Here is a 24,760-nt window from a genome sequence, read left to right as displayed (position 1 = left end):
GCGATGCCGGGCATCAACAGGGAATGTTGAGAATCGTGTGATCAGGCAAACGCCATCGGCTTGAAGCGGCGCCAGGCGCCGATGGTGAGCACGATGAAGAACACCAGCACGATGCCCTGCACCGCCGCGAACACGGGACCCGACGGCGGCGCCGGCGCCACGGCCGGCGCGAGCGCGGCAAGGACCGGGACCTTGAGGAACGACTGGATCACCAGCACGAAAACGTTGAAGTAGAGCGAGATCATCGCGGTCACGACATAGACCGGACGCCAGACGCCGGCGAGCTTCATGCCGTACAGCGCGATGCAGGCGATGGCGAGCAGCACCAGCGAGATGATGCCGATGATGTGCGAGGGCAGCAGCTTCTCGAACGGAAACAGGAAGCCGGTGGCGCTGGTCAGGATCGTGAACAACAGGAAGATCGCGGTGAGGCCCGGCATCGACTTCGACCCGAGCAGGCCGAACATCACGACGAGGCCGGCGGCGATGGCGATCAGGCTGATGACGACATGGACCAACGTGAGGGCGGGCAAGCTCAAGCCGAGGACCATGACATCTCTCCTACTCGTCTGGCGTCAAGATTCAGGAGAGTAGTATTACGACCCTCATGGGATTGCCACCTGCGTTGTCGTCACATGCATGTGCGAAGCCATGCGTCATCGTGCGAATCGACAAACGCATGGCTGAATTTTTTGCACCGCTGTCACAAACGACGGCAGTTTGTGGTTCGTAGCGCGAATTTTGTAGCCCGGATGGAGCGCAGCGTAATCCGGGAATCGTGCCACAGGAAAGCAGGTCCCGGATTACGCTTCGCTCCATCCGGGCTACGAGATCTTCAACGAAAGTTGAATCGAGCCTCACACTTCCTTGGTGTCGAAGATCAGCAAATCGGCACCGCCGCTGGCGAATTTCGGCACGTCGGCGCCGGTGGCCTTGCCTTCCGGACTGCCGAAGGCTGCCTGGATGTCGCCCACGCTGTCGAAGGTGAGAATGGCAACGAGATGGATTCCGGAAGGACCTGCGGGAGATGCGACCGGTCCCTTGCTGACGGCGTATTTCTTCAGGCCGGGAAGTTTCTTGGCGAGCGGAATGTGCGTCTCGGCGTAGTACTTGTCGAAGGCAGCAGCATCCTTGGGTGTCTTATAGAGCACGACGACTTCAGCCATTTAGTCCTCCCGATTGATCTCTTGTTCGTTCCGCGGGCGATACGCCTCGCGGGTGCCGCGATAGTCCGCAGGACGCGGCACGATGGCAAGCCTCATTCGACTTGCCATTCGCTTGTCTTGTCCTTGACTAAAGCGCCGGTTTTGCGGCGTCGCCGAGATAGCCGTGCAGGGAGGCCACCACCTGGGCGCCCTCGCCGATCGCGCCGCCGACGCGCTTGACCGAGCCGGAGCGGACGTCACCGACGGCATAGACGCCGGGCACGGAGGTCTCCAGCGGCGCCACCAGCTTGCCCTGGTTCTGCTCGGACTGCGCGCCCGTGACGACGAAGCCGCCGCGATCGAGCGTCACGCCGCAGCCGTCGAGCCAGGCGGTGGCGGGATCGGCGCCGACGAACAGAAACAGATTGCGGATGTCAGCAGAATCCTCGTCATCGGACAGCCGGCTCTTCCAGCGGATGCGCCGCAGCAGCGCGGCCTCGTCGCCCTCCAGCGCGGTGATCTCGGTGTTGAACATCAATTCGATGTTCGGCGTCGCTTCGATGCGCTCGATGAGATAGCGCGACATGCTGGCCCCTAAGCCACCGCCGCGGATGATCATCAAGACTTTCTTGGCGTGCCCCGACAGGAACACGGCCGCCTGGCCTGCCGAATTGCCGGCACCGACCAGCGCCACCTCCTCGCCGGCGCAGAGCCGCGCCTCGACCGGTGAGGCCCAGTACCAGACGCCGCGTCCCTCGAACTTGTCGAGGTTTGCGATCTCTGGCCGGCGATAGCGCGCGCCGCTCGCGACCACCACCGCGCGCGAGCGCAAGGCATCGCAGCCGTCGAGCGCCACCGCGAATGCGCCGTCCTTGCGCGTGCAGTCGAGCGACTTCACCGTCACGGGAATCATGATGTCGGCGCCGAATTTCTGCGCCTGGGTGAAGGCGCGCGCTGTCAGGGCCTGGCCCGAGATGCCGGTCGGAAAGCCCAGATAATTTTCGATGCGCGCACTGGCGCCGGCCTGGCCGCCGAAGGCGCGGATGTCGAGCACCGCGACGGACAACCCTTCGGACGCCGCATACACGGCGGTGGCAAGCCCGGCCGGTCCGCAGCCGACGACCGCAACGTCGTAGATGCGGCCGTCCTTGGCGCCGCCGATCATGCCGATGGCGCGGGCAAGCTCGGTTTCGCTGGGGTTGCGCAGCACCGCACCGCTTGCGGCGACGACCAGCGGCCAGTCTTCGGGTTTGGGCGAATAGCGCGCGATCAATTCGCCCGCGTCGGGATCACGATCGGGATCGAGCAGATGATGCGGCTGACCGTTGCGAGTGAGAAAGCCCTGCAACCGCACCACGCCGGCGGAGTTCGACGGCCCGATCAGCACGGGGCCGCCGATGCCGCCCTGGATCAGATTGACCCGGCGCAGGATCAGCGCGCGCATGATGCGCTCGCCGAGATCAGCCTCGGCGACCAGCAGCGCGCGCAGCCGGTCCGGCGGCAACAGCAGCGTCTCGACATCGCCCTCGGCACGGCCGTCGACCAGCGCCGGCTGGCCCGAGAGCTGGCTGAGCTCGGCCAGAAATTGCCCCGGCCCCTGGTCGATCACAGGGGTGACGTGGCCGAGGCCATCGCGCTGGGTGATGGCAACGTGGCCCTTCAGCACGACGAACATGCCGGGCCCGGGCTTGCCGGTCTCGAACAGGAACTCACCGTCCGCATAGCTGCGGACCTCGCCGAAATGCCTGATCCGCTCGATCTCGGCCGGGGTCAGCGTCGGAAAGGTCTGCTCGGGGCGGGTGAAGCGCGACATCAGCGCTTCATCACCGGTTGGTTGCTGTCCGTTCTGCCCCATCGTCATTCTCACTCATTCCAAAATTCTTAGGTGCCGGCTTTCCCGGCGGTCCCCTCATTTAGGGAACCATCGTCATTCTGCGAGGGGTCCGTGCTTGCGGCGCGTTCGCGCGCCTGCAGCTTCCGCCGCTTCAGGTTTTCGCGCAGCGCCGCTTTCAGGCGGTCATCCCGGGACGTCCTCGCCTCGTTCGTGCTCTTGTCGGTCTCGTTAGCCATCACGGGTCCATCACATCGATCGGCGGCAGGATGCCACCGAATGGCGACAGCTCAAGAGGCGAGCGCGATCCATTCGTGCGAAACGCGAAATGGATCGAATCCGAGGCCTGGGGCAACTGGCCAGTTGGCGGGGGATATCGGGGCCCGATTCGGCGGGAAGTCGGTGATTTTGCGTCAAAATGGGCATTTTGGCCGCGATATCGGCCCGATTTTCTCGGTTTGACGGGCCTAGCAAGCTTGCACAGGAGGGGCGCTTGTGGCAGATATCGGCCCGCTTGGTAGCGCCCCTCGGGCGCCCGATTCTTCACCAGCACATGCTGCCGTAGCTCAGTGGTAGAGCACTCCATTGGTAATGGAGAGGTCGACAGTTCAATCCTGTCTGGCAGCACCATTTTTTCCCATTGCAGCGAGCCCGCAACACCCACGGATGCGATCGTGATCACACGTTCCCTGCCCTATGAAGGACTGCTCCACGAGATCGTCGAGCATAATGGCGTGCTTTATCTCGGCGGCATCGTCCCCGAGGATGCGGGGCTCGATATGACGGGCCAGGCCGACGATGTGCTGCGCCAGATGAAGACCCTGCTCGAGGGGGCCGGCTCCGATCTCTCCCGCGTTCTGCAGGTGACGATCTTTGTGGCTGATCTCGCCGACAAGGCGGCGTTCAACCAGGTGTGGAAGCGCTATTTCCCCGCGGACCATCTGCCGGCGCGTGCGGCCGTTGGCGTTGCGGATCTCGGCCCGGGCATCAAGCTGGAGCTGACGGCGATCGCCGCCCGCCGTTGACTGGAGCGACACGGGCGAGGCGAGAGCGCGCGGTCATTCCAGTGTTCACACATCAAGCAACGTTCTCGCGGCGCGAAGCGTCCGAGTTTTGCTATTTTCCTTGACCCTCTTCCTTGAAGAGGGCGCAGGGAAGACCGGGTGCCGGCTGGCACCCATGACCCGCTGCGCGAAGAATTTGCACACGCAAATGCGCAGGCGGACAACAGGTGGGCCGGAAAACACCCGGCCTTCCCTGCGCGATGGGTTGACGGCCTATGCCTGCTCTCCCCGGAGCCGAATTCCTTCTGGCCTCCGTCACCTCGCGAAAACCGATGCACCGCGTCCGGTCGGCCGATGCATCTTCGCGAAAGCTTGGCTGTAGCAACGACAGCCAGGACCACATGGTTTAGCCGTACGCGACTGCTTCGTTCGTCACACGGAGAAGGACCTCACGAGGTTCACCCGCCCTGGTCCCGCCTTCCCGTGCCCGACGCAGCCGCGTCCATCGCACCCCGGCCCACGTTCGTTGCGACGTACGATCGCCCCTCTCCTCGGGCCGGGATGGCGGGAATATGCCGCAATTCCGAATTTCGGTAAAGTGGAATATCTTTGCGGGAAGGGGTTGACGGGATTTGGGGTGTTTTGCCCGACGGGTCAGAAGCGTTGCGGTCAATACCGGGTTTGACCCGATGCAGGACTCCCAACCACCGGCCATGGCGTCTGAAATCACGTGGTATTTGGACCATCGTTGGGGTAATTTTCTGTTGCGACGGATAACCGCGAGCGGTTCTTCGCCGCGACATCGAGGGAGGACGATCATGACCTTCCGCGCACGAAGCCATCTGGCTCTCTTCGCTTCATTCCTGCTCCTGACTACGGCTGACGCGGTTCGCGCGGGCAGCGAGGACGAGGTGAAGGCTCTTTTCGCAAGATTTGTTGCCGCACAAAACGCTCATGACCTCAAGGAGGTTGGTGAGCTTTTGCAAGATTCAGCTCAGTTCTTGTGGATCACCCGTGGCGCCCCTGTCTGGGGTCGCGCCGCAGCCATCAAGCGCTTTGAGACTCTGTATCAAGGCACTTGGTCCCTCGACCCGAAAATGGACGAACTGAAGGTCATCGAATTGCAGACGGGGGTGGCGCAACTCTATGTGCCAATAACCTTTATGATTTCACCGCCTGGGCAGACTGCGCAGCCGACAAGGTTCCTGATGAATCAAGTGCTGGTGAAAACGGGCGACGGTTGGAAGATAACAAGCATCCTTCCAATTCCTGCGCCTCAGCCATAGACCAAATTCATTTGCCGAATGCTTCGGAACAATGGCGCCAGTTGGTTCGCATCTCATCAAGCGAGCCACAAGAACCGATGGCTCTCCGTCCGATTGGGCGCGGCGGCTCGGGGTGAACCGGGCGGCTTATAAGATGCCGTTGCACTGCACGTTGACCCCTCGTTTCATGGTGATAATCTTTGGCTCGCAGCCTGTCCGGGAGGACAAAATGGGATGGTTCGACCGCCTGTTTGTAAGGATGTCGGAGCCGACGACCCCTCTCTTTGCGAGATTTCGGCGGAAATCGAAGGCACCGACCGACCCTGATCTTCTGAAAATCGCCAAGGACCGGAAGGGACATATTTCCCGCAGAGCCGTCAGGGACGAGTATAATCGGCTGGTCTTGGAGAAGTACGCGCACGACAAGTCGTGACTGCCAAGATCCGATCTCTCAGCGGCGAAACATGATGGTTTCGCAAGGCTCTGTCCGCTGCGCACCATCAATTTTCGGCCATTCAGCTGCAGTGCCGCGAACCGCTCATCCGCCCGCGCAGCCGTTTGTTCGGGCCAAGGCACGATCGCTGCGCTCCGCCCATCCTGCGCGCTGATACCGGGCTCCGGCCGGTTTGGCTGCGCAGGTAAGGTTAATTCTTCCTTTCGATTGTCGGTAAAGTTTTATCTATTATCGTCTTTGTCGTGGATGACGAACCAGAGGCTTCGATAGTGTTTGCGTGCTGCCTGATCGTGACCGGGATTGCGTTGCTTCTCTCCGGCATCGTTGCCTTCGGCTTTCATAGAAACTCACTGCACGCGATGGCGTTGCTGTAACCGTATCAGGGCGCGGGCTCGCAGGATGGGTGTCGACCTGTCCGCCTTAGCTCAATGAGCGAAGGCGGAAGCGAAACCCATCAAATCCTTTCGAGGCGGTGACGAAACGTGATGGGTTTCGCAAGGGCTCTACCCATCCCACGCGCGAAGAGGTCTGCGCTTAGAGTGCCGGTGCAGGGGTCCATAGGCGAAATGAGGCTACCCAAATTCGTGCTACAATTTATAGTCGTGGCACAATGGTCTTGGCTCCGATCCACGAAAGCCTCCCCGGCCCCATAAGCCCTTCCGACCGCATTGAAAGCATCGATGCACTTCGTGGCGTGGCTCTGCTTGGCGTTCTGGCGATCAACCTGGTTACCGAATTCCGCGTCTCGATCTTCCAGCAGTTCCTGCCGGCTAAACAGCCTGCATCGTCCCTGGATCGAGCTGTCGAGACGGTCTTGATGCTGGCCGTGGACATGAAGGCGTTTGCGCTGTTCTCGCTCCTGTTCGGCGTGGGACTCGCAATCCAGTTCGAGCATCTTGCGGCGAACTCGCGTCGCGTGCTTCTGTTGTTTCGCCGTCTGCTTGTCTTGCTGATATTCGGATTGATTCACCTGTGCCTGATCTGGAATGGCGACATTCTCACCGAATATGCGATAGCGGGTCTCGTCGTTCTGCCGTTCCTGTTTGGTCCCCGCTGGCTCTTGCTGGCAGGCGCGGCCGCGTTTCTCGGGCTTTACCTGACGATGCAGGTATGGTCGCCGCCCGGGCTGTTCCCCAGCCTCGCGTCGATCCAAGGCAATGTGGAAGAGGCGAACCGCGTCTATGCAACTGGAAACTTCGGTGAGGTGCTGGCGTTCCGGCTTCGCGAAATCGCTTTGATCCTCCCGCTGCACATCTATGTCTTCCCTCGCACCCTGGGCCTGTTTCTATTGGGTGCATTTGTGTGGCGCAGCGGCGTCCTGCAAAAGCCGAATCACATCCTCCTGTTCACGGCTGGGGCCGGCTGCGTTGGTCTCGGTGCAGCCATTATCCTGCTGAGAGCAGGGAACGCGATGGCCGGCACGAGTTTCGGCGTACTGGCCACTCCCGCAGGCACGATCCTGCTTGCGCTCGGCTACGGTGCCATCATTATCGCTATCGCCAGCTCGGCCAGGGGGAAAGCGTTGCTGGGCTGGGCCGCGCCGCTGGGCCGCATGGCGTTCACGAACTATCTCGCCCAATCCGTAATCTTCGGGTGGATCTTCTATGGCTACGGCCTTGGGCTCTTCGGTCTTCTCGGCGCCGCCGAAGCGCTCGCGATCGGGTTCGTGGTCTACGTCGCCCAGGTCATCTTCAGCGGATGGTGGTTAGGTCGGCACCGATATGGTCCCGTCGAATGGTTATGGCGAACGCTCATGTACGGCACGCCACAGCCGCTTCTACGGGCTGGGCTCAACGACTCGGGCCAACGGGCGGCCTAAGTCCGTAGAATGGGTCAAGCGACTTGTCCGCCGTAGCTCAATGAGCGAAGTCGGAAGCGAAACCCGTCAAATCCTTTCGAGGCGCTGACTAAGCATGTGGGTTTCGCGAGTGCTCTACTCATCCGACGCACCATCAATTGTCGTTACCCGCCGCACGTCGGGCAAACCGCTCATCCGCCCGGCGCAAGCGCCGGCACAGCTCGCGATTGATGTTCTGCAGGACGATCACATAGGCGTGGATGTCGGCCTTGTAGCAGGCGTAGAGATTTTGGGCGGTCAGCTCGTACAGCACCGTCGGCACCTCCGCGACCACCGTTGCCGAGCGGTTTTGCATTTCGATCAGCGTCATCTCACCGAAGAAGTCGCCGCGCTCCAGTATCGAAATCGGGATGACGCTGCCCGCATTCGCCCGCTTGCTCACCGCGAGCCGGCCGGATTTGACGATGAACATCGAGCGCCCCGGCTCGCCTTCCGCCACGACGGTTGCGCCGGCGTCGAAGCTGCGCTCGACCAGCATGGACATCAGGAGGTCGAGACCTGGCTCCGGAAGACCGCCGAAGAACGGCGTCGCGAGCAGGAACGCTTCCAGATCGGGAGCACTGACAGCCATTGCGCAAGGATACGCCCCGTCGCCATCAGCGGCAAGCAGAGCGCCGTAGCCGAATAGAGCGTTAGAGTAATCCGGGGCCCTCGGCCGCGGACCGCGCGCCACTCTCCCCGCGCAGCGTCCGTCGCTTTCGCCAGACCTGCAGGTCGATCATGACTTTCACCGTCACCGCAAGGACCAACATGCACAGCACGACCTTCGAGATCGTCTCCATCGTGCCCTCGATCAGGAGGCAATGGACCACGCTGCCCACGACGATGACGATCGCCAGCGGAATATGAATGATGCGCCAGGTTCGCGGTCGCAGTTCCAACCGCCGGCGCAGGGACGCCAGCAGCGCAACAATGAAGATGGCCCACATGGCGACCACGCCGAAGGGGGAGAAAGGCGTCGGCGATGAGAAGGTGAGAGCGTCGATCATGTCGGGCGGGCTGGTGATCCAGAGGCCGGCAACGTGGATCACCACCGCGAAGGCGAGCGTGCCGCCGATCCAGTGATGGGCACGCCGCCCGCGATAGGCCGACAGCGGCGCCAGATATCCGCCGATCAGCAGCGGCTGAACCAGCACGAGACCGAGCGCGATAATCCCGGCGAATCCTGCGAGGATATAAACCGGTCCACGCCATGCGAGCTGCTCGCTCGTCGCAGCAGCTGCGATCGGAACGCCGATGGCCAGGGCGAGGGCAACCCAGATCAGGATCGCCCGGGCCAATCTCCACCCCGTCATTCGCTGGCCCGATCAGGCCGGCTGCAGGACGAAATGCGCTTCGAGGCTGGTTTCCTTGGCGCTCCGCATCACCGGCCGCAGGAAGACGGTTTTGAACTCGCCGCTGTCATAGGCGAGGTGTCCATGCGGCTGGCCGAAGATCGGAATGATCTGCGGCATCTCGAGCCGGAACTTGCCGTCCTTATCGGTGAGCGTGGCGCCGTGGCTCTGCGGCTCATGCTCCTGGCCTTCGACCGTGTGCGCCCAGATCTGGATACGCTGCCCGGCGAGCGGCGCGCCGTCACCGGCGCGGCGGACGGTGCCGCTCATCCAGAATCCACCCTTGCCGATGCGATCCACGATCGCCGCGCCCTTGCGGTAGTTGTTCGCACCACCCGACATCGTTTCGGTCGGCGCGAGGCCTGCCGCACGGGCCGGCAACAGGAGCCCGGACACGCCGGTTGCCAGAACGGCGCCACCGGCGGCGAGAAGATTGCGGCGGTTGAATACGACCGTGGTCATGTCAGTCTCCTCCGGGCGGTCGGCGCGATGGCGCGCCGTACGATGATTTCTCGTGCCCCGGACGCGGTGCAGCACGCAGTGATGAGCTGCAGAGCCGGGGCCTAGCCTGACGGGTTCCGGCTCTGCGGAGCAGCGTTTCACGCTGCACCGCGTCCGGGACACGCGACTAGCGGGCAATTGCTGCTTCAACGATACAACACCAGGCCTGAAACGCCCAGTTACGACGCAGGGCGCAACGGGTCGCAATAACAGTGTTGTGAACGGGTGCGCGGCCGCTCGAACAGCTTCGTAGCATGGGTCAAGCGGAGCGAAACTCATCTGGCTCGTTCGGCGGCGAAGGATGATGGGTTCGCAAGTGCTCTACCCTTCCTGCGCACGGACACTACATGTGGGTGGCACAGCTCCTTCTTGCCGGTACCCTCCCCATGATCCCCTTCTCCGTGCTCGACCTCGCGCCGATTTGTCAGGGCGGCGACGCCGCGCAGGCGTTCCGCAACTCGCTGGATCTCGCCCGGCACGCGGAAGGCTGGGGCTTCAAGCGGTTCTGGTTGGCCGAGCATCACAACATGACGGGCATCGCGAGCGCGGCGACGTCGGTGGTGATCGGGCATATCGCGGGCGGAACGAAGACGATCCGCGTCGGCTCCGGCGGGATCATGCTGCCGAACCATTCGCCGCTGGTCATTGCCGAGCAGTTCGGCACGCTGGAATCGCTCTATCCCGGGCGGATCGATCTCGGGCTCGGGCGCGCGCCCGGCACCGACCAGTTCACCGCGCGGGCGCTGCGGCGCGACCTCGCCACCAGCTCCGAGAACTTTCCGCATGACGTGCTGGAGCTGCAGGCGCTGCTTGGCGACGTGCAACCGAACCAGGCGATCCGCGCCGTGCCCGGCATGGGGACCAGGGTGCCGCTCTGGATTTTGGGATCGAGCACCTTTGGCGCGCAGCTTGCCGCGATGCTGGGCCTGCCGTTCGCCTTCGCCTCGCATTTCGCGCCGCAAATGATGATGCCGGCGCTGCGCGAATATCGCGCGCGCTTCGAGCCATCGGTGCAGCTCGACAAGCCCTATGCGATGATCGGCGTCAATTTGTTCGCGGCCGATAGCGACGCCGAGGCGCAGCGGATGTTCTCCTCGCTGCAGCAGGCATTCATCAACTTGCGCCGCGGCACGCCGGGGCCGCTGCCGCCGCCGGTGGACGACATGGACGCGCTGTGGTCGCCGGCGGAAAAGGCCATGGTCGGCCAGTCGCTGTCCTGCTCCGCGGTCGGCTCGCCCGATGTGATTGAGGCGAAGCTGAAGGCGCTGATCACTGATACCGGCGCGGACGAGCTGATCACCACCGGGCAGATCTACGACCACACCGCGCGGCTGCGCTCGTTCGAGATCGCGGCCGAGGTGCGGGACCGGCTGGCAAAGCAGCCGGCGGCGTGAGCCATGCGCGCCGCGAGCGTCGCGGCGGCTTAAGGGACGGCGCAGGTGAAGTTCTCGGCCTGCTCGATGCTGCCTTGGCCGAGATAGCGCGCCTGGCGCGGATAGGGGCACAGCGGCCGGCTGCGCTCCGGCCAGGGCGTCTTCGCACCCGCACGAGCTTGGATGCGCTCTGGGGCGCGGCCCTGCTCGACCCAATTCACCAGCGGGGTCAGCACGTCGAAGCTGTCGGTGGCAGGCCCTCCCGAACAATGGTTCATGCCGGGCACGAGGAAGAGGCGGGCGAAGTCGGCCGTTTCTTTTTCTCCGCCCACCGCATTCGTGAGGCGCTTGTACCAATCGAGCGTATCCAGCGCGGAGAACGTGGGATCGCTGACGCCGTGATAAAGCAGCAGCTTGCCGCGCCGCGCACGGAAGCCGGAGAGATCGACTGCGTTCGCCGAGATCGTCTGCACGGAGCTTTCCGGCATCGCCGCGCTCGTGCCGAAGATTTTCGCGTGGGCTTCCGTCACATCCACGGAGCGATAGAAATCGTAGACGGCGTCCGCTTCGCTCGCCAAGGGCGCGTGGGGCGGGGTCATATAGAGATAGGCCAGCGTCGCGCCAAAGGAGACGTTGAAGGCGTTGACGCGGCTGTCGGGTGCGTTGCCGAGAATCCAGCGCCGCCATCCCTCCGTGGCGATGCCGGAATCATAGGGATAGGGCGCATAGATCCTGCGGCCCTGTGCCGTGGTCGGTCCCTCGAAATAGTTCTCGACCGCTGTGACCTGCGCGGCGGAGAGACAGCTCGCGATCTTCTCGGCGGAACACTGCAGCGTGCGCGGCGAAAAACGACAGGCCGGCACATTGTCGATGATGCCGTCGGCAAGCCCGTCGGCTGCATCGCAGGATTGAACGATGGCCTTGGACAGCAAATCCATATCGGCCTGGGACAAGGCCTGCGCCAGGATGGGGCGGCCGTCCGCCGCTTTCGGTGCGATCGCCGCAAAGGCTTGCGTCACGGCGGCGCCCGAAAGCCCTTTCTCGGGCATTCGAAATGCCGGTGCACCGGCCGCCACGCCATCGAAGTGGTCGGGGAAGCGCTGCGTGATCGCCATGCCGTGCCGTCCGCCATTGGAGCAGCCCAGGAAATAGGAGTATTTTGGCAAGCGGCCGTAATAGGCCTGGATGAAGTGCTTCGCCTGCCGCGTCACGACGTCGTCGGCGCGATAGCCGAAATCGATCCGCGCCTGCGGATCGAGGCCGAAGCTGGCGCCGCCGAGAGGGCCCGGCGCGTTGGCGTGGCCGGCGTCGGTCGTAACCGTCGCGTAGCCCTGATTGAGCGCACTCGGCTGTCCGCCGCCGGGCTGTGCATCGCCGCTGCCGAGAACACCGTCGGTGCCGCCCTGTCCCTGGAACACGAAGCGGCCGTTCCATGCGTCCGGCAATCGGAGATGCAGGCCGATCGCAAACTTCTGGCCGTCGGCGCCGGTTCGCTCGTCGAGATAAGCGATCACCTCGCAATGCGCGGCGAGGCCGCCGGCCGATGGACGTGACTGCGCCTCGCTGACGCGCATCGTCGGACCGGACTCCTGGTGGAGCCGATCGCATGCGGTCACGGGCGGGACGGTGTCGCTTGCTGCTGCGATTGCGGTGGAGACAACACTTGCGATGCAAGCAAGCGCGGCCTGCCAAACCGGACGACGCAGCCTACGTGCCGAAACGATCAACATGCGGTCCCCCGACCGTGAATGCTCCGACTAGTCCGGAAAGCCGAACAGCTTGGCCGGATTGTGGACGAGAATCTTCTCCAGCTCCGCCTGGTCCGGCGCGTAGCGATACATCAGCTCGAGCAGATCGGCGTCGTTGGGCGGCTGCTTGACGGAGACCGGATGCGGCCAGTCGCTGGCCCAGACGCAGCGGTCGACGGCGGCCTCGATATAGGCGCGCGCGATCGGGATCACGTCGTCATAGGGCGCGCCGGCCTTCGAGGTCTTCTCGCCGAGCGAGAGCATCACCCAGAAATTGCCCTTCTTGAGCAGCTCGAGCATCTTGCGCAAATTCGGATCGCTCTTGCCGGCTTCCGGATCGGGGCGCGCCATGTGATCGATCAGCACGGGGACGTCGAGATTCTCGTATTTGGCGACGCTGGAGACGATGCCGTCCTTCTCCGGCTGGATCTTGACGTACCAGCCGAGCTCACGGATGCGGGCGATGGCGCGGGCGAAATCGGCATCCGACAACACCGCGCCGAGCTCCTGGCGGAAGCTGAAGCGCGCGCCACGCACGCCGGCGTCATGCAGCTTGGCGAGATAGGCGTCGTTCGCCTCCGCGAACACCAGTGCGTTGGCGCAGCCGCGATAGTTCGGGCCCATCGCGGCGAGGCCGTCGAGCACGACGGCATGGTCGGCACCGTAGGTCGTGGTCTGCACGATGATGCCGCGCTCGATGCCGAGCGCCTTGTGGACGCGCAGCGCGGCCTCCCAGGTCGCGGTCGGCATGCGGTAGGCCGCGCCGGGACGCTCCGGATATTTGTCGATGGGCCCGAGCACGTGGAACTGGCTGTCGACGGTCTTCGGCGGCGGGGCCTTGATGGGGCGGCGCGGATTGGGATCGAACGGCAGATAGGTCGGCATGCGCTAGAACTCCTTCAGTCGATCACGGCGGTGAAGTCGCACTGCACCAGCGCGCCGCCGTCCATATTGTCCATCGGCAGCGCGTGGCGCGCCGGGCGCGAATGCTCGTCCGGAAACATTTTTAGCCACTCGACATTGACCGGGCCGCGCTGCGTGCGGTCCTTCAGCCATACCGTCATCTTGATGATGTCGTCGGTGGTGCCGCCGGCGGCCTCCACCGTCGCCTTCATGTGCGCGAACATGTTTGCGCATTGGGCATCCAGGCTCTCCGGCATCGCGTTGGTCGCGGGATCGCGGCCGAGGATGACGCCCGACATCACGAGATTGCCGATGCGGCAGGCGTTCGGAATCGGGTTGACGTGCTTGAAGCCGCCGATGTGGATGCTCTTGCGCCGCGTGTGACCACTCATGGTGCGCTTCCTCTTTGTTATTGCTTCAGACGAACTGGCACGACACCGAGCCGAAGGCGCCATAGTCGGCATGAAACGTGTCGCCGCGCCGGATGTCGACGGGCCGCGTGAACGAGCCCGCCAGCACGACTTCGCCGGCCTTCAGATGCTCGTCATGCGGCGCGAGGCGGTTGGCGAGCCAGGCGATGCCGTTGGCGGGGTGATTGAGCACGCCGGCAGCAAGCCCGGTCTCCTCGACCTCGCCGTTGCGGAACAAGAGCGCGCCGATCCAGCGCAAATCCGCATCGAGCGGGCGGAACGGCCGGCCGCCGAGCACCAGCGCGGCATTGGCCGCATTGTCCGAGATCGTGTCCATCACTTTTCGCGTCTTGCCGGTCTCGGGATCGACGCGGTGCATGCGCGTCTCCAGAATCTCCAGCGCCGGCGTCACGTAATCGGTGGCGTTGAGCACGTCGAAGATGGTGCAATCGGGACCGCGCAGCGGCGCCTTCAGCACGAAGGCGAGCTCGACCTCGATCCGCGGTGCGTGGAAACGATCGAACGGAACAGGCGTGGCGTCGGCATAGAACATGTCGGCGAACAGCACGCCGTAATCCGGCTCGTTGATGCCGACCGCGTTCTGCATCGCCTTCGAGGTCAGGCCGATCTTGTGGCCCTTGATGATTCGGCCGCGGCCAAGCTGGAGCTTGGTCCAGGCGCGCTGGACGGCGTAGGCATCCTCGATGCTGAAATCGGGATATTCCTTCGTGAACATCGGAATCAGCGACTTGGTGCGCTCGGCTTCATCCAGGCGCGCGGCGAGGCGCTCGATCGTGGCGGCATCCAGCATGATCTATTGCTCCGCGGCCACGGTGTTCCGGAGCACGCCGATGCGGCTCGACTCGACCTCGACGACGTCGCCGACCTTCAGCCAGCGCGGCGGATCGAAGCGAACGCCCGCCCCCGTCGGCGTGCCCGTGACGATCATGTCGCCGGGCTTCAGCGTCGCGAAAGTCGAGAGATAGGAGATCAGATAATCGAACGGGAACATCAGCCGCTCGGTCGTGTCCTGCTGCCGCACCTCGCCGTTGACACGCGTGGTGATGTCATGAGGGCCGCGCGGGTCGAGCTCGTCCGACGTGACGATCCACGGGCCGATGCTGCCGGAGCGATCGAAATTCTTGCCCTGCGTGACGTTGAACTTGCCGTGACGCAGCCAGTCGCGAATGGTGCCCTCGTTGCACAACGTCATGCCGAAGATGTGCGACCATGCTTTTTCGCGCGGAATGTGACGGCCGCCCTGCCCGATCACGATGACGAGCTCGCCCTCATAGTCGAGCTGCTCCGAAACTTTGGGCTTCTCGAGCGGCTGGCCGGAGCCTGTCATCGACGACATGCTGCGCACGAACAGGCTCGGATATTTGGGCAGGTCCGAATTGTCCTTGTACTCGGCATTGCGCTCGGCGTAGTTGACACCGATGCACCAGAGCTTTTCCGGCGCCAGCACCGGCGGCAACAGGACGAGATCGTCGAGCGCATAGTCCGGCGTCGCGCCCGCGATCGCTTCCTGCGCGTCGGACAGCGCGTTGGCCGCGATCAGCGCCTTGACGTCGGAGAAGTCGCGGCCGATCCGCCTGGTCAGATCGATCACGCCGCCTTCGACGGCCGCGCCGTAGCGCGGCTCTCCGTCCACGAGATAGCTTACCAGTCGCATGGTCGTTCTCCAATTTGTGTCGAGCAGCGCGGCGGGCGGCGCGCTCAGTCTTTCGATTTGGGCGTCTGAAATACGGTGTTCAGCGTCACGATCTCGCCGAGGCGGGCGTAACGGGGCCCACCGATGCGGGCGATCGGGTCGAGCGCCTTGGTCTCGACCTTGCCGTCGTTCACGAGGCCGTCGCGCAAATGGAACATCACGACCTCGCCGACGATCAGCCGGCTCTTGGCCTCGCCGAATTCGAGGCACTGGCGGAAGCGGCATTCCATCGCCACAGGCGCGGCGGCGAGCCGCGGCACCTTGATGCGCTCGCTAGGTAGCGTCTCCAGGCCGAGATGCTCGACCTCGCTGATCTCAGGCGGATGTTCGACCGATGAGTCGTGCACCGCCGACATCAGGGGCGTATCGGCGATGTGGATGACGTATTCCTCAGTGTCGAGGATGTTGTGCGCGGTGTCCTTGTAGTCGGCGCCCTTGCGGCCGACGCTGATGGCCAGCATCGGCGGCTTCTGCGAGACGAAGGTGAAGGCGCTGAACGGCGCGAGGTTGAGCACGCCCTTGCTCGACAGGCTGGTGACCCAGGCGATCGGACGCGGCACCACGATGCCAGTCATCAGGCGGTAGATGCGCTCGGCGCCGAGCTCGGTCGGATCGATCCGCATCGATCAATCCGCCCTGATGTTGGCCTTGCGCACCACCGGAATCCACTTGGCGTCCTCGCGCTCGAGGTAGGCCTTGAACTCGTCCGGCGTCATCGGCGTGGCTTCGCCGCCGAGCTTTTCGAATTTGTCGACCACGGCAGGATCCTTCAGGATCGCAACCAGCGTCTCGTGCAGCTTCTCGATGACGGGCGCCGGCGTGCCGGCGGGCGCGAACAGGCCGGTGAAGGTCTGGCCGTCAAAGTCCTTGTAGCCGAGCTCGGCGAAGGTCGGCACGTCGGGCAGCGACTTCAGCCGGTGCGGCCTGGTGACGGCGAGCGCGCGGAACAGGCCGGCCTTGATGTGCTGGAGGCTGACCGTGAGCTGGTCGAATGCGAACTGCACCTGGCCGCCGAGCAGATCGTTGATCGCCGGCGCGTTGCCGCGGTAATGCGCGGTGACCCATTGCAGCTCGAGGTTCGACTGCATCAGCTCGCTGAGCAAATGGTTGGTGGTGCCGGGGCCAGGCGAAGCCATCGTCAGCTTGCCGGGCTCGCGCTTGGCGAGATCGAGGAATTCCTTCAGCGTCGTCGCCTGTACCGACGGATGCACCTCGAGCACCAGCGGCGTCATCGAGATGGTCGAGATCGGCATGAAGTCCTTTTTCCAGTTATAGGCTTCACGCTTGTTGATCTCGGTTGCGAACAGCACCGGACCATTTGCGCCGACGAACAGCGTGTAGCCGTCGGGCGCGGACTTCGCGAAGGCTTCGCCCGCGATCATGCCGCCGGCGCCGGCCTTGTTCTCGATGATGAAGGGCTGGCCGAGCTTTTCCTGAAGCTTGTCGGCGACGATGCGCGCGGCGCTGTCGACATTGCCGCCGGCCGGATAAGGCACGATCAGCTTGACGCTGCGGGCCGGCCATTGCTGGCCCGACGCGGGCCCCGCGAGCATCGCGGTGGCGGCAGCTATGGCAATCCAGATTAATCTCATGTTAACCTCCCGGCAGCGCTTGCAAATTCACGTCGAGTGCGGCGATGCGCGCGGCAGATCGACCGGGGCGCAATCTCCAGACGCGCGCTTGTCCTGTCGAGCGAATTGTGGCGTTCTTGTCCATATTATGGACAAGACGAAAATCGCCCGCAACGCGATATCCCCGCGGCAGGGCGCGCAGGCGATCCGGCGCGCGCTCGCAGTGCTGCGCATTCTTGCCGCAGGCCGCGAGGACGGTGTGCCATTGGCCGAGGTGATCCGGGCGACCGGCCTCACCCGTCCGACCGTGCACCGCATCGTCCACGTGCTGATCGAGGAAGGCATCGTCGAGCGGCACGAGCGGACCGGCCGCTACGCGATCGGCAACCAGGTGCCGGAGCTGGCGCTGGCACGGCCGCGGCCGTCGCGGCTGCTGATCGCCGCCAATCCATCGCTGCAACGTGCCTCCACCGAAATCGGCGACACGATGTTCCTGACGGTGCGCACCGGCAACGACACGCTGTGCGTCGACCGCAGGATCGGAATCTATCCGATCCAGGTGCTGTCGATCGAGATCGGCGCGCGCCGCCCGCTCGGCGTCTCCAGTGCCGGCGTCGCCATCCTCGCGGCGATGCCGGCGCCGGAGGCGCGAAAGATCGTCGCAGCGAACGAGAAGCGGTTCGAGGCTTACAAGACCGATATGGCGACGGTCCTCGGCGAGGTCACCGCCGCGCGACGGCTGGGATATGGCCTGAGGGAGATCGGCCTCGTGCAGGGCACGAAATCGATCTCGACCTGGATCAAGACCCCGGACGGGCGACCGGCTGCAGCCATCACTGTCTCCGCGGTGCGAACGAGGCTCGGCCCCCGCCGCGAGCAAGAGGTCGCGGAGATCTTGTTACGGGAGGCGCGGAGTATCGAGCAAGCGATCGGGGGATGAAGCGCAGACGGTGCTAGTTCTTCGTCTCTCCCGCCTGCGGGAGAGGCCGACGCGCGAAGCGCGGCGGGTGAGGGCTCTCGCCACGCAGGGACATTCTCCGCAATCAGCAACAATCCCGACGCGGAGACACCCCCTCCCCAGCCCTCCCCCGCAAGCGGGAGAGGGAGCGCACCGTCATCGCGGCTATCAATGGGCTGACGTCCCGCACAATTTTATGGCACAACGCCTCCTCCGCCGACCGACAACGAGGCCCCCGCATGCCCGCGCCGAAACCGCCTGCCTTCGAGACCCTGAGCCTGCATGCGGGCCAGCATCCGGATCCCGTGACCGGGGCCCGCGCGGTGCCGATCTACCAGACCACGTCGTACGTGTTCCAGGATTCCGATCACGCCGCCGCACTGTTCAATCTGGAGCGCGCCGGCCACATCTATACGCGCATCTCCAATCCCACCACCGGCGTGCTGGAGGAGCGACTCGCCGCGCTGGAGGGCGGAGTCGGCGCGATCTGCACCGCGAGCGGCATGGCCGCGTTGCATCTGGCGATCGCGACGCTGCTGAGCGCCGGCGACCACATCGTGGCGTCGAGCTCGCTCTATGGCGGCACCATCAACCTGCTGGCGCACACGCTGCCGCGCTTCGGCATCACCACCAGCTTTGTGAAGCCGCGCGATCTCGATGCGTTCCGCGCAGCGATCAAGCCGAACACCAAGCTCGTGATCGGCGAGACCATCGGCAATCCCGGGCTGGAAGTGCTCGACATTCCCAAGGTCGCTCAGATCGCCCATGAGGCAAAGATTCCGTTGCTTATCGACAACACCTTTGCCACGCCCTATCTCAGTCGCCCGATCGAGCTCGGGGCCGACATCGTCATGCATTCGGCGACCAAATGGATCGGCGGCCACGGCATCGCGATCGGCGGCGCGATCATTGACGGCGGCAACTTCAACTGGCGCTCTTCCGGCAAGTTCGGCGTGCTGACCGAGCCCTATGGCGGCTATCACGGCATCGTCTTCGACGAGCAGTTCGGCACCGCCGCCTTCATCATGCGCGCACGGACCGAGGGCCTGCGCGATTTCGGCGCCTGCCTGTCGCCCACCAACGCGTTCCAGCTCCTGCAGGGCGTCGAGACGCTGGGCGTCCGCATGGACCGTCACATGCAGAACACGCACCTCGTGCTGGAAGCCCTGAAGTCCAACAAGGCCGTCGACTGGGTGCTACACCCCTCGCTGGAGAATCACACGGACTATCAGCTCGCAAGGCAGCTCTTGCCGCGGGGCGCCGGCTCGATCATCTCCTTCGGTATCAAGGGCGGGCGGCCTGCAGGGCGCAAGTTCATCGAGTCCCTGCGCATGATCAGCCATCTCGCCAATGTCGGCGATGCCAAGACGCTGGTGATCCACCCGGCATCGACCACGCATCAGCAGATGGATGCCGAACAGCTCAAGGCGGCCGGCATCGGCGAGGAACTGGTGCGGCTCTCGGTCGGCATCGAGACCGCCAGCGACATCATCGACGATCTCGCGCAGGCGCTGCGCATCTCGCAGAAGGTCTGACACCATGAAGCTCTCCGTCAACGGCGCTGATGTGTTCGTCGCAACCGGCGGCCGCGACTTCGACAAGTCCCTGCCCGCGGTCGTCTTCCTCCACGGCGCCGGCTTCGACCATTCGACCTGGGCGCTGCATACGCGCTGGTTCGCCCATCACGGTTTTGGCGTGCTGGCGCCAGATCTTCCCGCTCACGGCCGCTCCAGCGGACCTTCGCTCGGCAGCATCGCCGAGATGGCCGACTGGACCGCGGCACTGCTCGATGCGGCAGGCGCCGCGAAGGCGCATCTGATCGGCCATTCCATGGGGTCGCTGATCTCGCTGGAGACGGCGGCCCGGCATCCCGACAAGGTCTCCGCGCTGAGCCTGATCGGCACCGCCGCGACCATGACGGTCGGGCCGGATCTGCTGAAGGCCGCCGAAGCCAACTCGCAGGATGCCAACGACATGGTCTCGATCTGGGGCCTCGGCTTCAACGCCGAGCTCGGCGGCAGCCTCGCGCCGGGCCTGTGGATGCATGGCGGCGCGCAGGCGGTGCTGAAGTCTTGCGAGCCCGGCGTGCTGTTCCGGGATCTGTCGGCCTGCAATGCCTACGCGAATGCGCTGACCGCCGCAGCGAGCGTGAAGGTGCCGACGACATTAATTCTCGGCGAACGCGACATGATGACCCCGGCGAAGGCGGGCAAGGCTCTTGCAGCCGCCATCCCGCATGCAAAGACCGTCATGGTGCCGGGCGCCGGGCATATGATCATGGCAGAGCGGCCGGACGAATTGCTTGCGGCCTTGCGGAACTGAGAAGGATCAATCGATCATTCTGCGCGTTGCGGTGAGACATCCCTGTACATCTTGAGGGAACTCACCCATGCCAAGACAAGAAGTGATCCGCAAAGCGAAGCGGGACAAGCGCGCGGGCAAATCGGCAAGCACGCAGGCGGGCGAATTCGTCAAGGACGAGATCGACAGGATCCGGAAAGGCAAGCACGGCGCACGGTCGACCAAGCAGGCCATTGCGATCGGCCTGTCCGAGGCGCGCCGCGCCGGCGTCGATCTGCCGCCGCCGCCCAAAGGACGAACCAAGAAATCGACACGCCGCAGCGCCAAATATGCTTACGAGGTCGGCCAAGGCAAACGCACGCCGAAGCGCCGGCCGAAAGTGTCGCGCGCGGTCGAGAACGTCCTGAAGAAAGAGCCGCGCTCGACCGCATCGCGCAGCGCGCTGTCGAAGCAGGGCAAGCGCGCCGCGAGCGGACGAACCGCGGCGTCGCGTTCGGCTGCCGCACGGAAGGCGAGCCAGACCAAGGGCGCCAAGGCCCGCTCCGCTGCCGCGAAGAAAGCGGCCCGCACCAGGGCACGCCGCCGGAGCTGATCAGCTCAGGCGATTGCGACGCTCCGAGAACACGGCGCGGGCCGCGCACTCCGCCTCGCGCGCCGAGCGGAACTGGCGGCCTTCGAGACTGTCGAACAGGCGCTCGGAGGAGAAGAAGCGGAAGCCGCGGGCATCCCTCGTGATGATGCCGGCGGCACGATCGTGGATCTCGATGATATAGGCGTTGGACTGGGTGTGGGACATGACTGCTCGTTCGCCGGAATTCCGGCGCTCCTGTCTGGCAATTGCGATGTGGATGTTGCTAGGACGCGGTCAGCAACAACAACAGGCACCCGTCGCCGCCGAGAAACAGCGCCGCGTCATGCATGCGAGCATGTCGTTCTGATTGCGCTGGCGATCGGTTCTCATGGTGCGGCTTGGACTCGAGGAGCAGTTTCGATGTGCGACTATCGAGCGATTGCCGCGATTGGTCAATGAAATGGCTATCCATATTTGCGGGCCGCGCGTGGTCGCGCTTCTCCCGCGGTGAGCAGTGGCAGCCGGATTTACCTCGCGCGGCTCGCTCCTTTCCTTCTCCCCTTGTGGGAGAAGGTGGCGCGAAGCGCCGGATGAGGGGTTCGTTCCGCAGGTTCAAATGAGAGAGACTAGCGCGCGGAGAGANCCCCTCNCCCGTCTCGCCGCTATGCGGCGAGCCACCCTCTCCCACAAGGGGAGAGGGGAAGAAAGTCTCACCACATCGTCGCAGCGGCGCGCTCGGGCCAGATGCGATCGTACTCCGCGCCGCCGACCTTGTTGTCGCTCATCTCGGCGAGGATCTGACCGGGCGTCGGCAGCGTCTTGGGATCGATACGCTTGTCGGGATTCCAGAGGTCGGAGCGGACGATGGCGCGAGCGCACTGGAAGTAAATCTCGGCCACCTTCATCACCATGACGCTGCGCGGCGCCTTGCCCTCGACGTTGAACGAGGCCAGCAGCTCGGGATCGACCGAGAGATGGGCGCGGCCGTTGGCGCGAACCGCATTGCCGGAGCCGGGGATCAGGAACATCAACGACACGCGCGGGTCGCGCACGATGTTGCGAAGGGAATCGACCCGGTTGTTGCCGCGACGATCCGGCAGCATCAGCGTCTTGGGATCATGGATACGGACGAAGCCGGGCAAGTCACCACGCGGCGAGCAGTCGATGCCTTCCGGTCCGATGGTGGCGAGCGCGGCGAACGGCGCCTTCTCGATGAAGACGCGGTAGAGCGGGGTGACGTGGTCGGCGACTTTCACGGTCGAGGCGTCGTTGGTGGCGCCGTAGATGGCCTCCAGCTGTTCGATCGTTTCAATCACCGACATTCCGTTCTCCTTGCTGTACTGGCTAATCGTGCCAGCCTTCATTCCTGATCACGCGCACGAGCTGGCGCGCATGATAGTCCACGCCGCCGGCATTGAGGATGGTGACATCAGCCTGCGCCGACCTGTCGTCGACGCTGCGGGTGAGACGCTCGGCGATGTTGCCGTCGCTTTGTCGCGCGCGGGCAGCCAGCCGTGCGGCCAGCACATCCGGCGGCGCCGTGATCGCAACCACCACGATGTCAGCATAGGCCTGGCGCAGTGCGCCGATCACGGTGCGCGAGACGTTGGCGACGACCGTGCGGCCGGCGCGGATATCGTCGTTGATGTCGAGCGGCAGCGCATAGGAATGCCCGTGCGCATCCCAATGCACGGCGAAATCGCCATGCTCGCACGCGCGGCGGAACTCGTCGGGGCCAAGCGCGACATTGTCTTCGTCGGCGGAGGATTCACGCGTCACGATTCGGCGCGGGAAGACAATGTCGTGATCGTCAGCGCAGGCCGCCTGCGCCAGCCGCAGCAGCGTGTCCTTGCCGGCGCCGCTGGGACCGACCACCAGCACGAGCCGTCCAGGTCCGATCGCGCCGGTCTGCTCGCCCGCTATGGTTGCGCTCTCGCTCATGCGACACGGTGTCCTTCGCGCCAGACACTGCGGACGACGGGAACGTGGCCCGCGACATGCACGCGAATGAGGTCGGCACGCTTGCCGATCGCGACCTCGCCGCGGTCGGTGAGGCCAACCGCCTCCGCCGGCGCCTTGGTCACGGTGCGGATCGCCGCGGGAAGGCCGATGGCGGGCACGTGCTCGGGCAATTGCAGCGCCCCCATCAGGAGGCTCGACGGGATGTAGTCCGACGACAGGATGTCGAGCAGGCCTTCGCGGGCGAGATCGACCGCGGCGATGTTGCCGGAGTGCGAACCGCCGCGCACGACGTTCGGCGCGCCCATCAGGATGTCGATGCCGGCCTCGTGCAAGCCGCGCGCGGCTTCGAGCGTGGTCGGGAATTCCGCCACCGACACGCGATCGCGCACGGCATCCGCAACGTTCTCCTCGGTGGTGTCGTCGTGGCTTGCGAGCGGGATCTTGTACTGATGCGCCAGCGCCACGATCTCGCGCATGTTGCTCGCGGCATAGAGCTTCTGATATTCGAAGCGCTTGGCGAACAGCTCGTCGAGCTCGGCATCGGTCTTGCCGCCGCCCTTGCCGCGATAATAGTCGCGCAGCTTGACCTCGTCACGGAACTGACGCTGGCCGGGCGTGTGGTCCATCAACGACATCAGCTTGACGTCGGGACGGTCGATCAGCTCCCTGGCCTCCTCGACCACGCTCGGCATCGGGATCTCGCAGCGCAGGTGCAGGAAGTGGTCGGCGCGCAGCAGGCTGGCGTCGCGCGAGGTCGTGATCGCGGCGGCGAGCACGCCGGCGCGGCCGTCGACCTCCTCGGCGCCGTCCTCGCGCCAGACCCGGAGCGAATCGAACACGGTGGTGATGCCCGAAGTCGCGAGCTGGCCGTCATAGGAGATCACGGCCGCGACCGGATTCCAGAACACCTTTGGCCGCGGCACGTAATGGGCTTCGAGATGGTCGGTGTGCAGCTCGATCAGGCCCGGCATGATCAAATCGCCGCCGGCATCCTCGGCGCCCGCAGGCGCAGTCCCATCGCCGATCTCGGCGATGCGCCCGTCGGCAAGAGCGAGCCAGCCCTGCTCGATCACCCGGTCAGCCAGCACGATCCTGGCGTTGGCGATCACAATGTCCTTCGGCTTGGCGTTCATTTCCATTTCCTTCAGGCCGCGGCGGCAAAGCTGGTGACGTCGACGATGCGGTCGGCAATCAGATGACGGATTTCGTCGTCATGGACAATGGCGACCATGGCGACGCCCTGGCGCTTCTTCTCGGCGACCAGCTCGACCACGACCGCGCGGTTGGCGGCATCCAGCGAGGCGGTCGGCTCGTCCAGCAGCAGTATCGGCAGGTCCGAGATGAAGCCGCGCGCGATGTTGACGCGCTGCTGCTCGCCGCCGGAGAAGGTCGCGGGCGGAAGCTGCCACAGACGCTCGGGGATGTTGAGGCGGTGCAGCAAATCGCCGCCGCGGGCTTGCGCGTCGGCGCGTGGCATGCCGTTCACGATCAGCGGCTCGGCGACGACGTCGATAGTGGCCACCCGCGGCACGGCGCGCAGGAACTGGCTGACATAGCCGATGGTGGCGCGACGGACGTTGAGCACCTGGCGCGGCTCGGCGCTGGCGAGATCGATCAGCGCGCCGCGGTGGCGGATGCCGATGCGGCCGCTATCGCAGCGGTAATTGCCGAAGATCATCTTCAGGATCGAGGACTTGCCGGCGCCTGACGGCCCCGACAGCACGACGCATTCGCTCGCGTTGACCTGGAAGGTCACGCCGCTGACGACAGGCAACTCGATGCCGCCCTGCAGGTGCATGGTGAAAGTCTTGTTGGCATCGGTGACGTCGATCATGGCGGTCATTGGAAAGCTCATAT

28 protein-coding genes and 1 tRNA gene are annotated in these 24,760 nt (G+C 64.5%); 10 read left to right on the top strand and 19 right to left on the bottom strand.

The window, feature by feature from the left end:
- Positions 1 to 41 precede the first annotated feature (41 nt).
- The 4 genes from A3AS_RS0130345 to A3AS_RS0130325 all read right to left on the bottom strand — a co-directional run bounded on the left by A3AS_RS0130345 (position 42) and on the right by A3AS_RS0130325 (position 3,215).
- Positions 42 to 551, bottom strand: coding sequence for a hypothetical protein (locus A3AS_RS0130345; RefSeq protein WP_018321258.1), 510 nt, complete (start codon positions 549 to 551; stop codon positions 42 to 44).
- Between the two features lie 306 nt (positions 552 to 857).
- Positions 858 to 1,166 (bottom strand): EthD family reductase, encoded by a 309-nt coding sequence (locus A3AS_RS0130340; protein WP_026202518.1) that lies wholly within the window; start codon positions 1,164 to 1,166, stop codon positions 858 to 860.
- Positions 1,167 to 1,293: 127 nt separating this feature from the next.
- Entirely contained in the window at positions 1,294 to 3,000 is a 1,707-nt protein-coding gene (locus A3AS_RS0130330; RefSeq protein ID WP_026202517.1) for a cyclic nucleotide-binding domain-containing thioredoxin-disulfide reductase, read from the bottom strand.
- Positions 3,001 to 3,026: 26 nt separating this feature from the next.
- On the bottom strand, positions 3,027 to 3,215 hold the full coding sequence (locus A3AS_RS0130325; RefSeq protein ID WP_018321256.1) for a hypothetical protein: 189 nt from the start codon (positions 3,213 to 3,215) through the stop codon (positions 3,027 to 3,029).
- Positions 3,216 to 3,531: 316 nt separating this feature from the next.
- Here A3AS_RS0130325 and A3AS_RS0130310 point away from each other — a divergent pair.
- From A3AS_RS0130310 to A3AS_RS0130285, 4 genes are all read left to right on the top strand, one after another.
- Positions 3,532 to 3,606, top strand: a tRNA-Thr gene (locus A3AS_RS0130310).
- 44 nt (positions 3,607 to 3,650) lie between these two features.
- Positions 3,651 to 4,001 carry a RidA family protein gene (locus A3AS_RS0130305; protein WP_018321254.1) on the top strand — a complete coding sequence of 117 codons (351 nt, stop codon included), beginning with the start codon at positions 3,651 to 3,653 and terminating at the stop codon, positions 3,999 to 4,001.
- Between the two features lie 797 nt (positions 4,002 to 4,798).
- Complete coding sequence (locus A3AS_RS0130300; protein ID WP_018321253.1) at positions 4,799 to 5,266, top strand: nuclear transport factor 2 family protein; 468 nt, start codon at positions 4,799 to 4,801, stop codon at positions 5,264 to 5,266.
- 1,043 nt (positions 5,267 to 6,309) lie between these two features.
- On the top strand, positions 6,310 to 7,518 hold the full coding sequence (locus A3AS_RS0130285; protein ID WP_018321250.1) for a DUF418 domain-containing protein: 1,209 nt from the start codon (positions 6,310 to 6,312) through the stop codon (positions 7,516 to 7,518).
- A gap of 133 nt (positions 7,519 to 7,651) precedes the next feature.
- Here A3AS_RS0130285 and A3AS_RS0130280 read toward each other — a convergent pair whose 3' ends face one another.
- From A3AS_RS0130280 to A3AS_RS0130270, 3 genes are all read right to left on the bottom strand, one after another.
- Entirely contained in the window at positions 7,652 to 8,128 is a 477-nt protein-coding gene (locus A3AS_RS0130280; RefSeq protein WP_018321249.1) for a cyclic nucleotide-binding domain-containing protein, read from the bottom strand.
- 61 nt (positions 8,129 to 8,189) lie between these two features.
- Positions 8,190 to 8,852 carry a ferric reductase-like transmembrane domain-containing protein gene (locus A3AS_RS0130275; RefSeq protein ID WP_018321248.1) on the bottom strand — a complete coding sequence of 221 codons (663 nt, stop codon included), beginning with the start codon at positions 8,850 to 8,852 and terminating at the stop codon, positions 8,190 to 8,192.
- 12 nt (positions 8,853 to 8,864) lie between these two features.
- Entirely contained in the window at positions 8,865 to 9,353 is a 489-nt protein-coding gene (locus A3AS_RS0130270; protein ID WP_018321247.1) for a twin-arginine translocation pathway signal, read from the bottom strand.
- A gap of 425 nt (positions 9,354 to 9,778) precedes the next feature.
- Here A3AS_RS0130270 and A3AS_RS0130265 point away from each other — a divergent pair, with 425 nt between their 5' ends.
- The gene (locus A3AS_RS0130265) at positions 9,779 to 10,786 is read left to right on the top strand and encodes an LLM class flavin-dependent oxidoreductase (protein WP_018321246.1); all 1,008 of its coding nucleotides are present in this window, start codon (positions 9,779 to 9,781) and stop codon (positions 10,784 to 10,786) included.
- A 29-nt stretch (positions 10,787 to 10,815) separates the two neighbouring features.
- Here the strand turns inward: A3AS_RS0130265 and A3AS_RS0130260 are convergent, their stop codons facing one another.
- The 7 genes from A3AS_RS0130260 to A3AS_RS0130230 all read right to left on the bottom strand — a co-directional run bounded on the left by A3AS_RS0130260 (position 10,816) and on the right by A3AS_RS0130230 (position 17,132).
- The gene (locus tag A3AS_RS0130260) at positions 10,816 to 12,339 is read right to left on the bottom strand and encodes a tannase/feruloyl esterase family alpha/beta hydrolase (protein ID WP_245283317.1); all 1,524 of its coding nucleotides are present in this window, start codon (positions 12,337 to 12,339) and stop codon (positions 10,816 to 10,818) included.
- Between the two features lie 183 nt (positions 12,340 to 12,522).
- Positions 12,523 to 13,398 (bottom strand): amidohydrolase, encoded by an 876-nt coding sequence (locus tag A3AS_RS0130255; RefSeq protein ID WP_018321244.1) that lies wholly within the window; start codon positions 13,396 to 13,398, stop codon positions 12,523 to 12,525.
- 14 nt (positions 13,399 to 13,412) lie between these two features.
- Positions 13,413 to 13,808, bottom strand: coding sequence for a RidA family protein (locus A3AS_RS0130250; RefSeq protein WP_018321243.1), 396 nt, complete (start codon positions 13,806 to 13,808; stop codon positions 13,413 to 13,415).
- Positions 13,809 to 13,833: 25 nt separating this feature from the next.
- Positions 13,834 to 14,637, bottom strand: coding sequence for a 2-oxo-hept-4-ene-1,7-dioate hydratase (hpaH, locus tag A3AS_RS0130245; RefSeq protein ID WP_018321242.1), 804 nt, complete (start codon positions 14,635 to 14,637; stop codon positions 13,834 to 13,836).
- A 3-nt stretch (positions 14,638 to 14,640) separates the two neighbouring features.
- On the bottom strand, positions 14,641 to 15,501 hold the full coding sequence (locus A3AS_RS0130240) for a fumarylacetoacetate hydrolase family protein (protein WP_018321241.1): 861 nt from the start codon (positions 15,499 to 15,501) through the stop codon (positions 14,641 to 14,643).
- A gap of 44 nt (positions 15,502 to 15,545) precedes the next feature.
- A complete protein-coding gene (locus tag A3AS_RS0130235; protein WP_018321240.1) occupies positions 15,546 to 16,163 on the bottom strand; it encodes a flavin reductase family protein in 618 nt (205 codons plus the stop codon).
- Positions 16,164 to 16,166: 3 nt separating this feature from the next.
- Positions 16,167 to 17,132, bottom strand: coding sequence for a tripartite tricarboxylate transporter substrate binding protein (locus A3AS_RS0130230; RefSeq protein ID WP_018321239.1), 966 nt, complete (start codon positions 17,130 to 17,132; stop codon positions 16,167 to 16,169).
- A 127-nt stretch (positions 17,133 to 17,259) separates the two neighbouring features.
- Between A3AS_RS0130230 and A3AS_RS0130225 the strand changes: the two genes are divergently transcribed.
- The 4 genes from A3AS_RS0130225 (at position 17,260) to A3AS_RS0130210 (ending at position 20,962) form a co-directional block, all read left to right on the top strand.
- Positions 17,260 to 18,051 (top strand): IclR family transcriptional regulator, encoded by a 792-nt coding sequence (locus tag A3AS_RS0130225; RefSeq protein WP_018321238.1) that lies wholly within the window; start codon positions 17,260 to 17,262, stop codon positions 18,049 to 18,051.
- Positions 18,052 to 18,308: 257 nt separating this feature from the next.
- Positions 18,309 to 19,604 carry an O-acetylhomoserine aminocarboxypropyltransferase gene (locus A3AS_RS0130220; protein ID WP_018321237.1) on the top strand — a complete coding sequence of 432 codons (1,296 nt, stop codon included), beginning with the start codon at positions 18,309 to 18,311 and terminating at the stop codon, positions 19,602 to 19,604.
- Positions 19,605 to 19,608: 4 nt separating this feature from the next.
- Positions 19,609 to 20,391 carry an alpha/beta fold hydrolase gene (locus A3AS_RS0130215; RefSeq protein WP_018321236.1) on the top strand — a complete coding sequence of 261 codons (783 nt, stop codon included), beginning with the start codon at positions 19,609 to 19,611 and terminating at the stop codon, positions 20,389 to 20,391.
- 67 nt (positions 20,392 to 20,458) lie between these two features.
- Positions 20,459 to 20,962 carry a DUF6496 domain-containing protein gene (locus A3AS_RS0130210; RefSeq protein WP_026202515.1) on the top strand — a complete coding sequence of 168 codons (504 nt, stop codon included), beginning with the start codon at positions 20,459 to 20,461 and terminating at the stop codon, positions 20,960 to 20,962.
- On the opposite strand, the gene A3AS_RS0130205 is transcribed toward A3AS_RS0130210, so the two are convergent.
- Positions 20,963 to 21,166, bottom strand: coding sequence for a hypothetical protein (locus tag A3AS_RS0130205; RefSeq protein ID WP_018321234.1), 204 nt, complete (start codon positions 21,164 to 21,166; stop codon positions 20,963 to 20,965).
- Between A3AS_RS0130205 and A3AS_RS47760 the strand changes: the two genes are divergently transcribed.
- Positions 21,165 to 21,308, top strand: a complete 144-nt coding sequence (locus tag A3AS_RS47760; protein ID WP_157644432.1) for a hypothetical protein — start codon at positions 21,165 to 21,167, stop codon at positions 21,306 to 21,308. The two genes, A3AS_RS0130205 and A3AS_RS47760, sit on opposite strands and share 2 nt — an antisense overlap.
- Positions 21,309 to 21,651: 343 nt before the next feature.
- Here A3AS_RS47760 and A3AS_RS0130195 read toward each other — a convergent pair whose 3' ends face one another.
- Genes A3AS_RS0130195 through phnL form a run of 4 tightly spaced genes read right to left on the bottom strand, consistent with a single transcriptional unit; the run spans position 21,652 to position 24,746 of the window.
- Positions 21,652 to 22,263, bottom strand: a complete 612-nt coding sequence (locus A3AS_RS0130195) for a pyridoxamine 5'-phosphate oxidase family protein (protein ID WP_018321232.1) — start codon at positions 22,261 to 22,263, stop codon at positions 21,652 to 21,654.
- A gap of 22 nt (positions 22,264 to 22,285) precedes the next feature.
- The gene (gene phnN / locus A3AS_RS0130190; protein ID WP_018321231.1) at positions 22,286 to 22,882 is read right to left on the bottom strand and encodes a phosphonate metabolism protein/1,5-bisphosphokinase (PRPP-forming) PhnN; all 597 of its coding nucleotides are present in this window, start codon (positions 22,880 to 22,882) and stop codon (positions 22,286 to 22,288) included.
- The gene (locus tag A3AS_RS0130185; protein WP_026202514.1) at positions 22,879 to 24,036 is read right to left on the bottom strand and encodes an alpha-D-ribose 1-methylphosphonate 5-triphosphate diphosphatase; all 1,158 of its coding nucleotides are present in this window, start codon (positions 24,034 to 24,036) and stop codon (positions 22,879 to 22,881) included. Before A3AS_RS0130185 ends, phnN begins: the two co-directional genes overlap by 4 nt.
- 11 nt (positions 24,037 to 24,047) lie before the next feature.
- Positions 24,048 to 24,746, bottom strand: coding sequence for a phosphonate C-P lyase system protein PhnL (gene phnL / locus A3AS_RS0130180; RefSeq protein WP_020508766.1), 699 nt, complete (start codon positions 24,744 to 24,746; stop codon positions 24,048 to 24,050).
- Positions 24,747 to 24,760: the final 14 nt, after the last annotated feature.

Source organism: Bradyrhizobium sp. WSM2793 (assembly GCF_000379585.1).
Taxonomy (GTDB): Bacteria; Pseudomonadota; Alphaproteobacteria; order Rhizobiales; family Xanthobacteraceae; genus Bradyrhizobium.
Note: the sequence above shows the minus strand (reverse complement) of the source record. Positions and strands in the feature narration are given on the sequence as shown.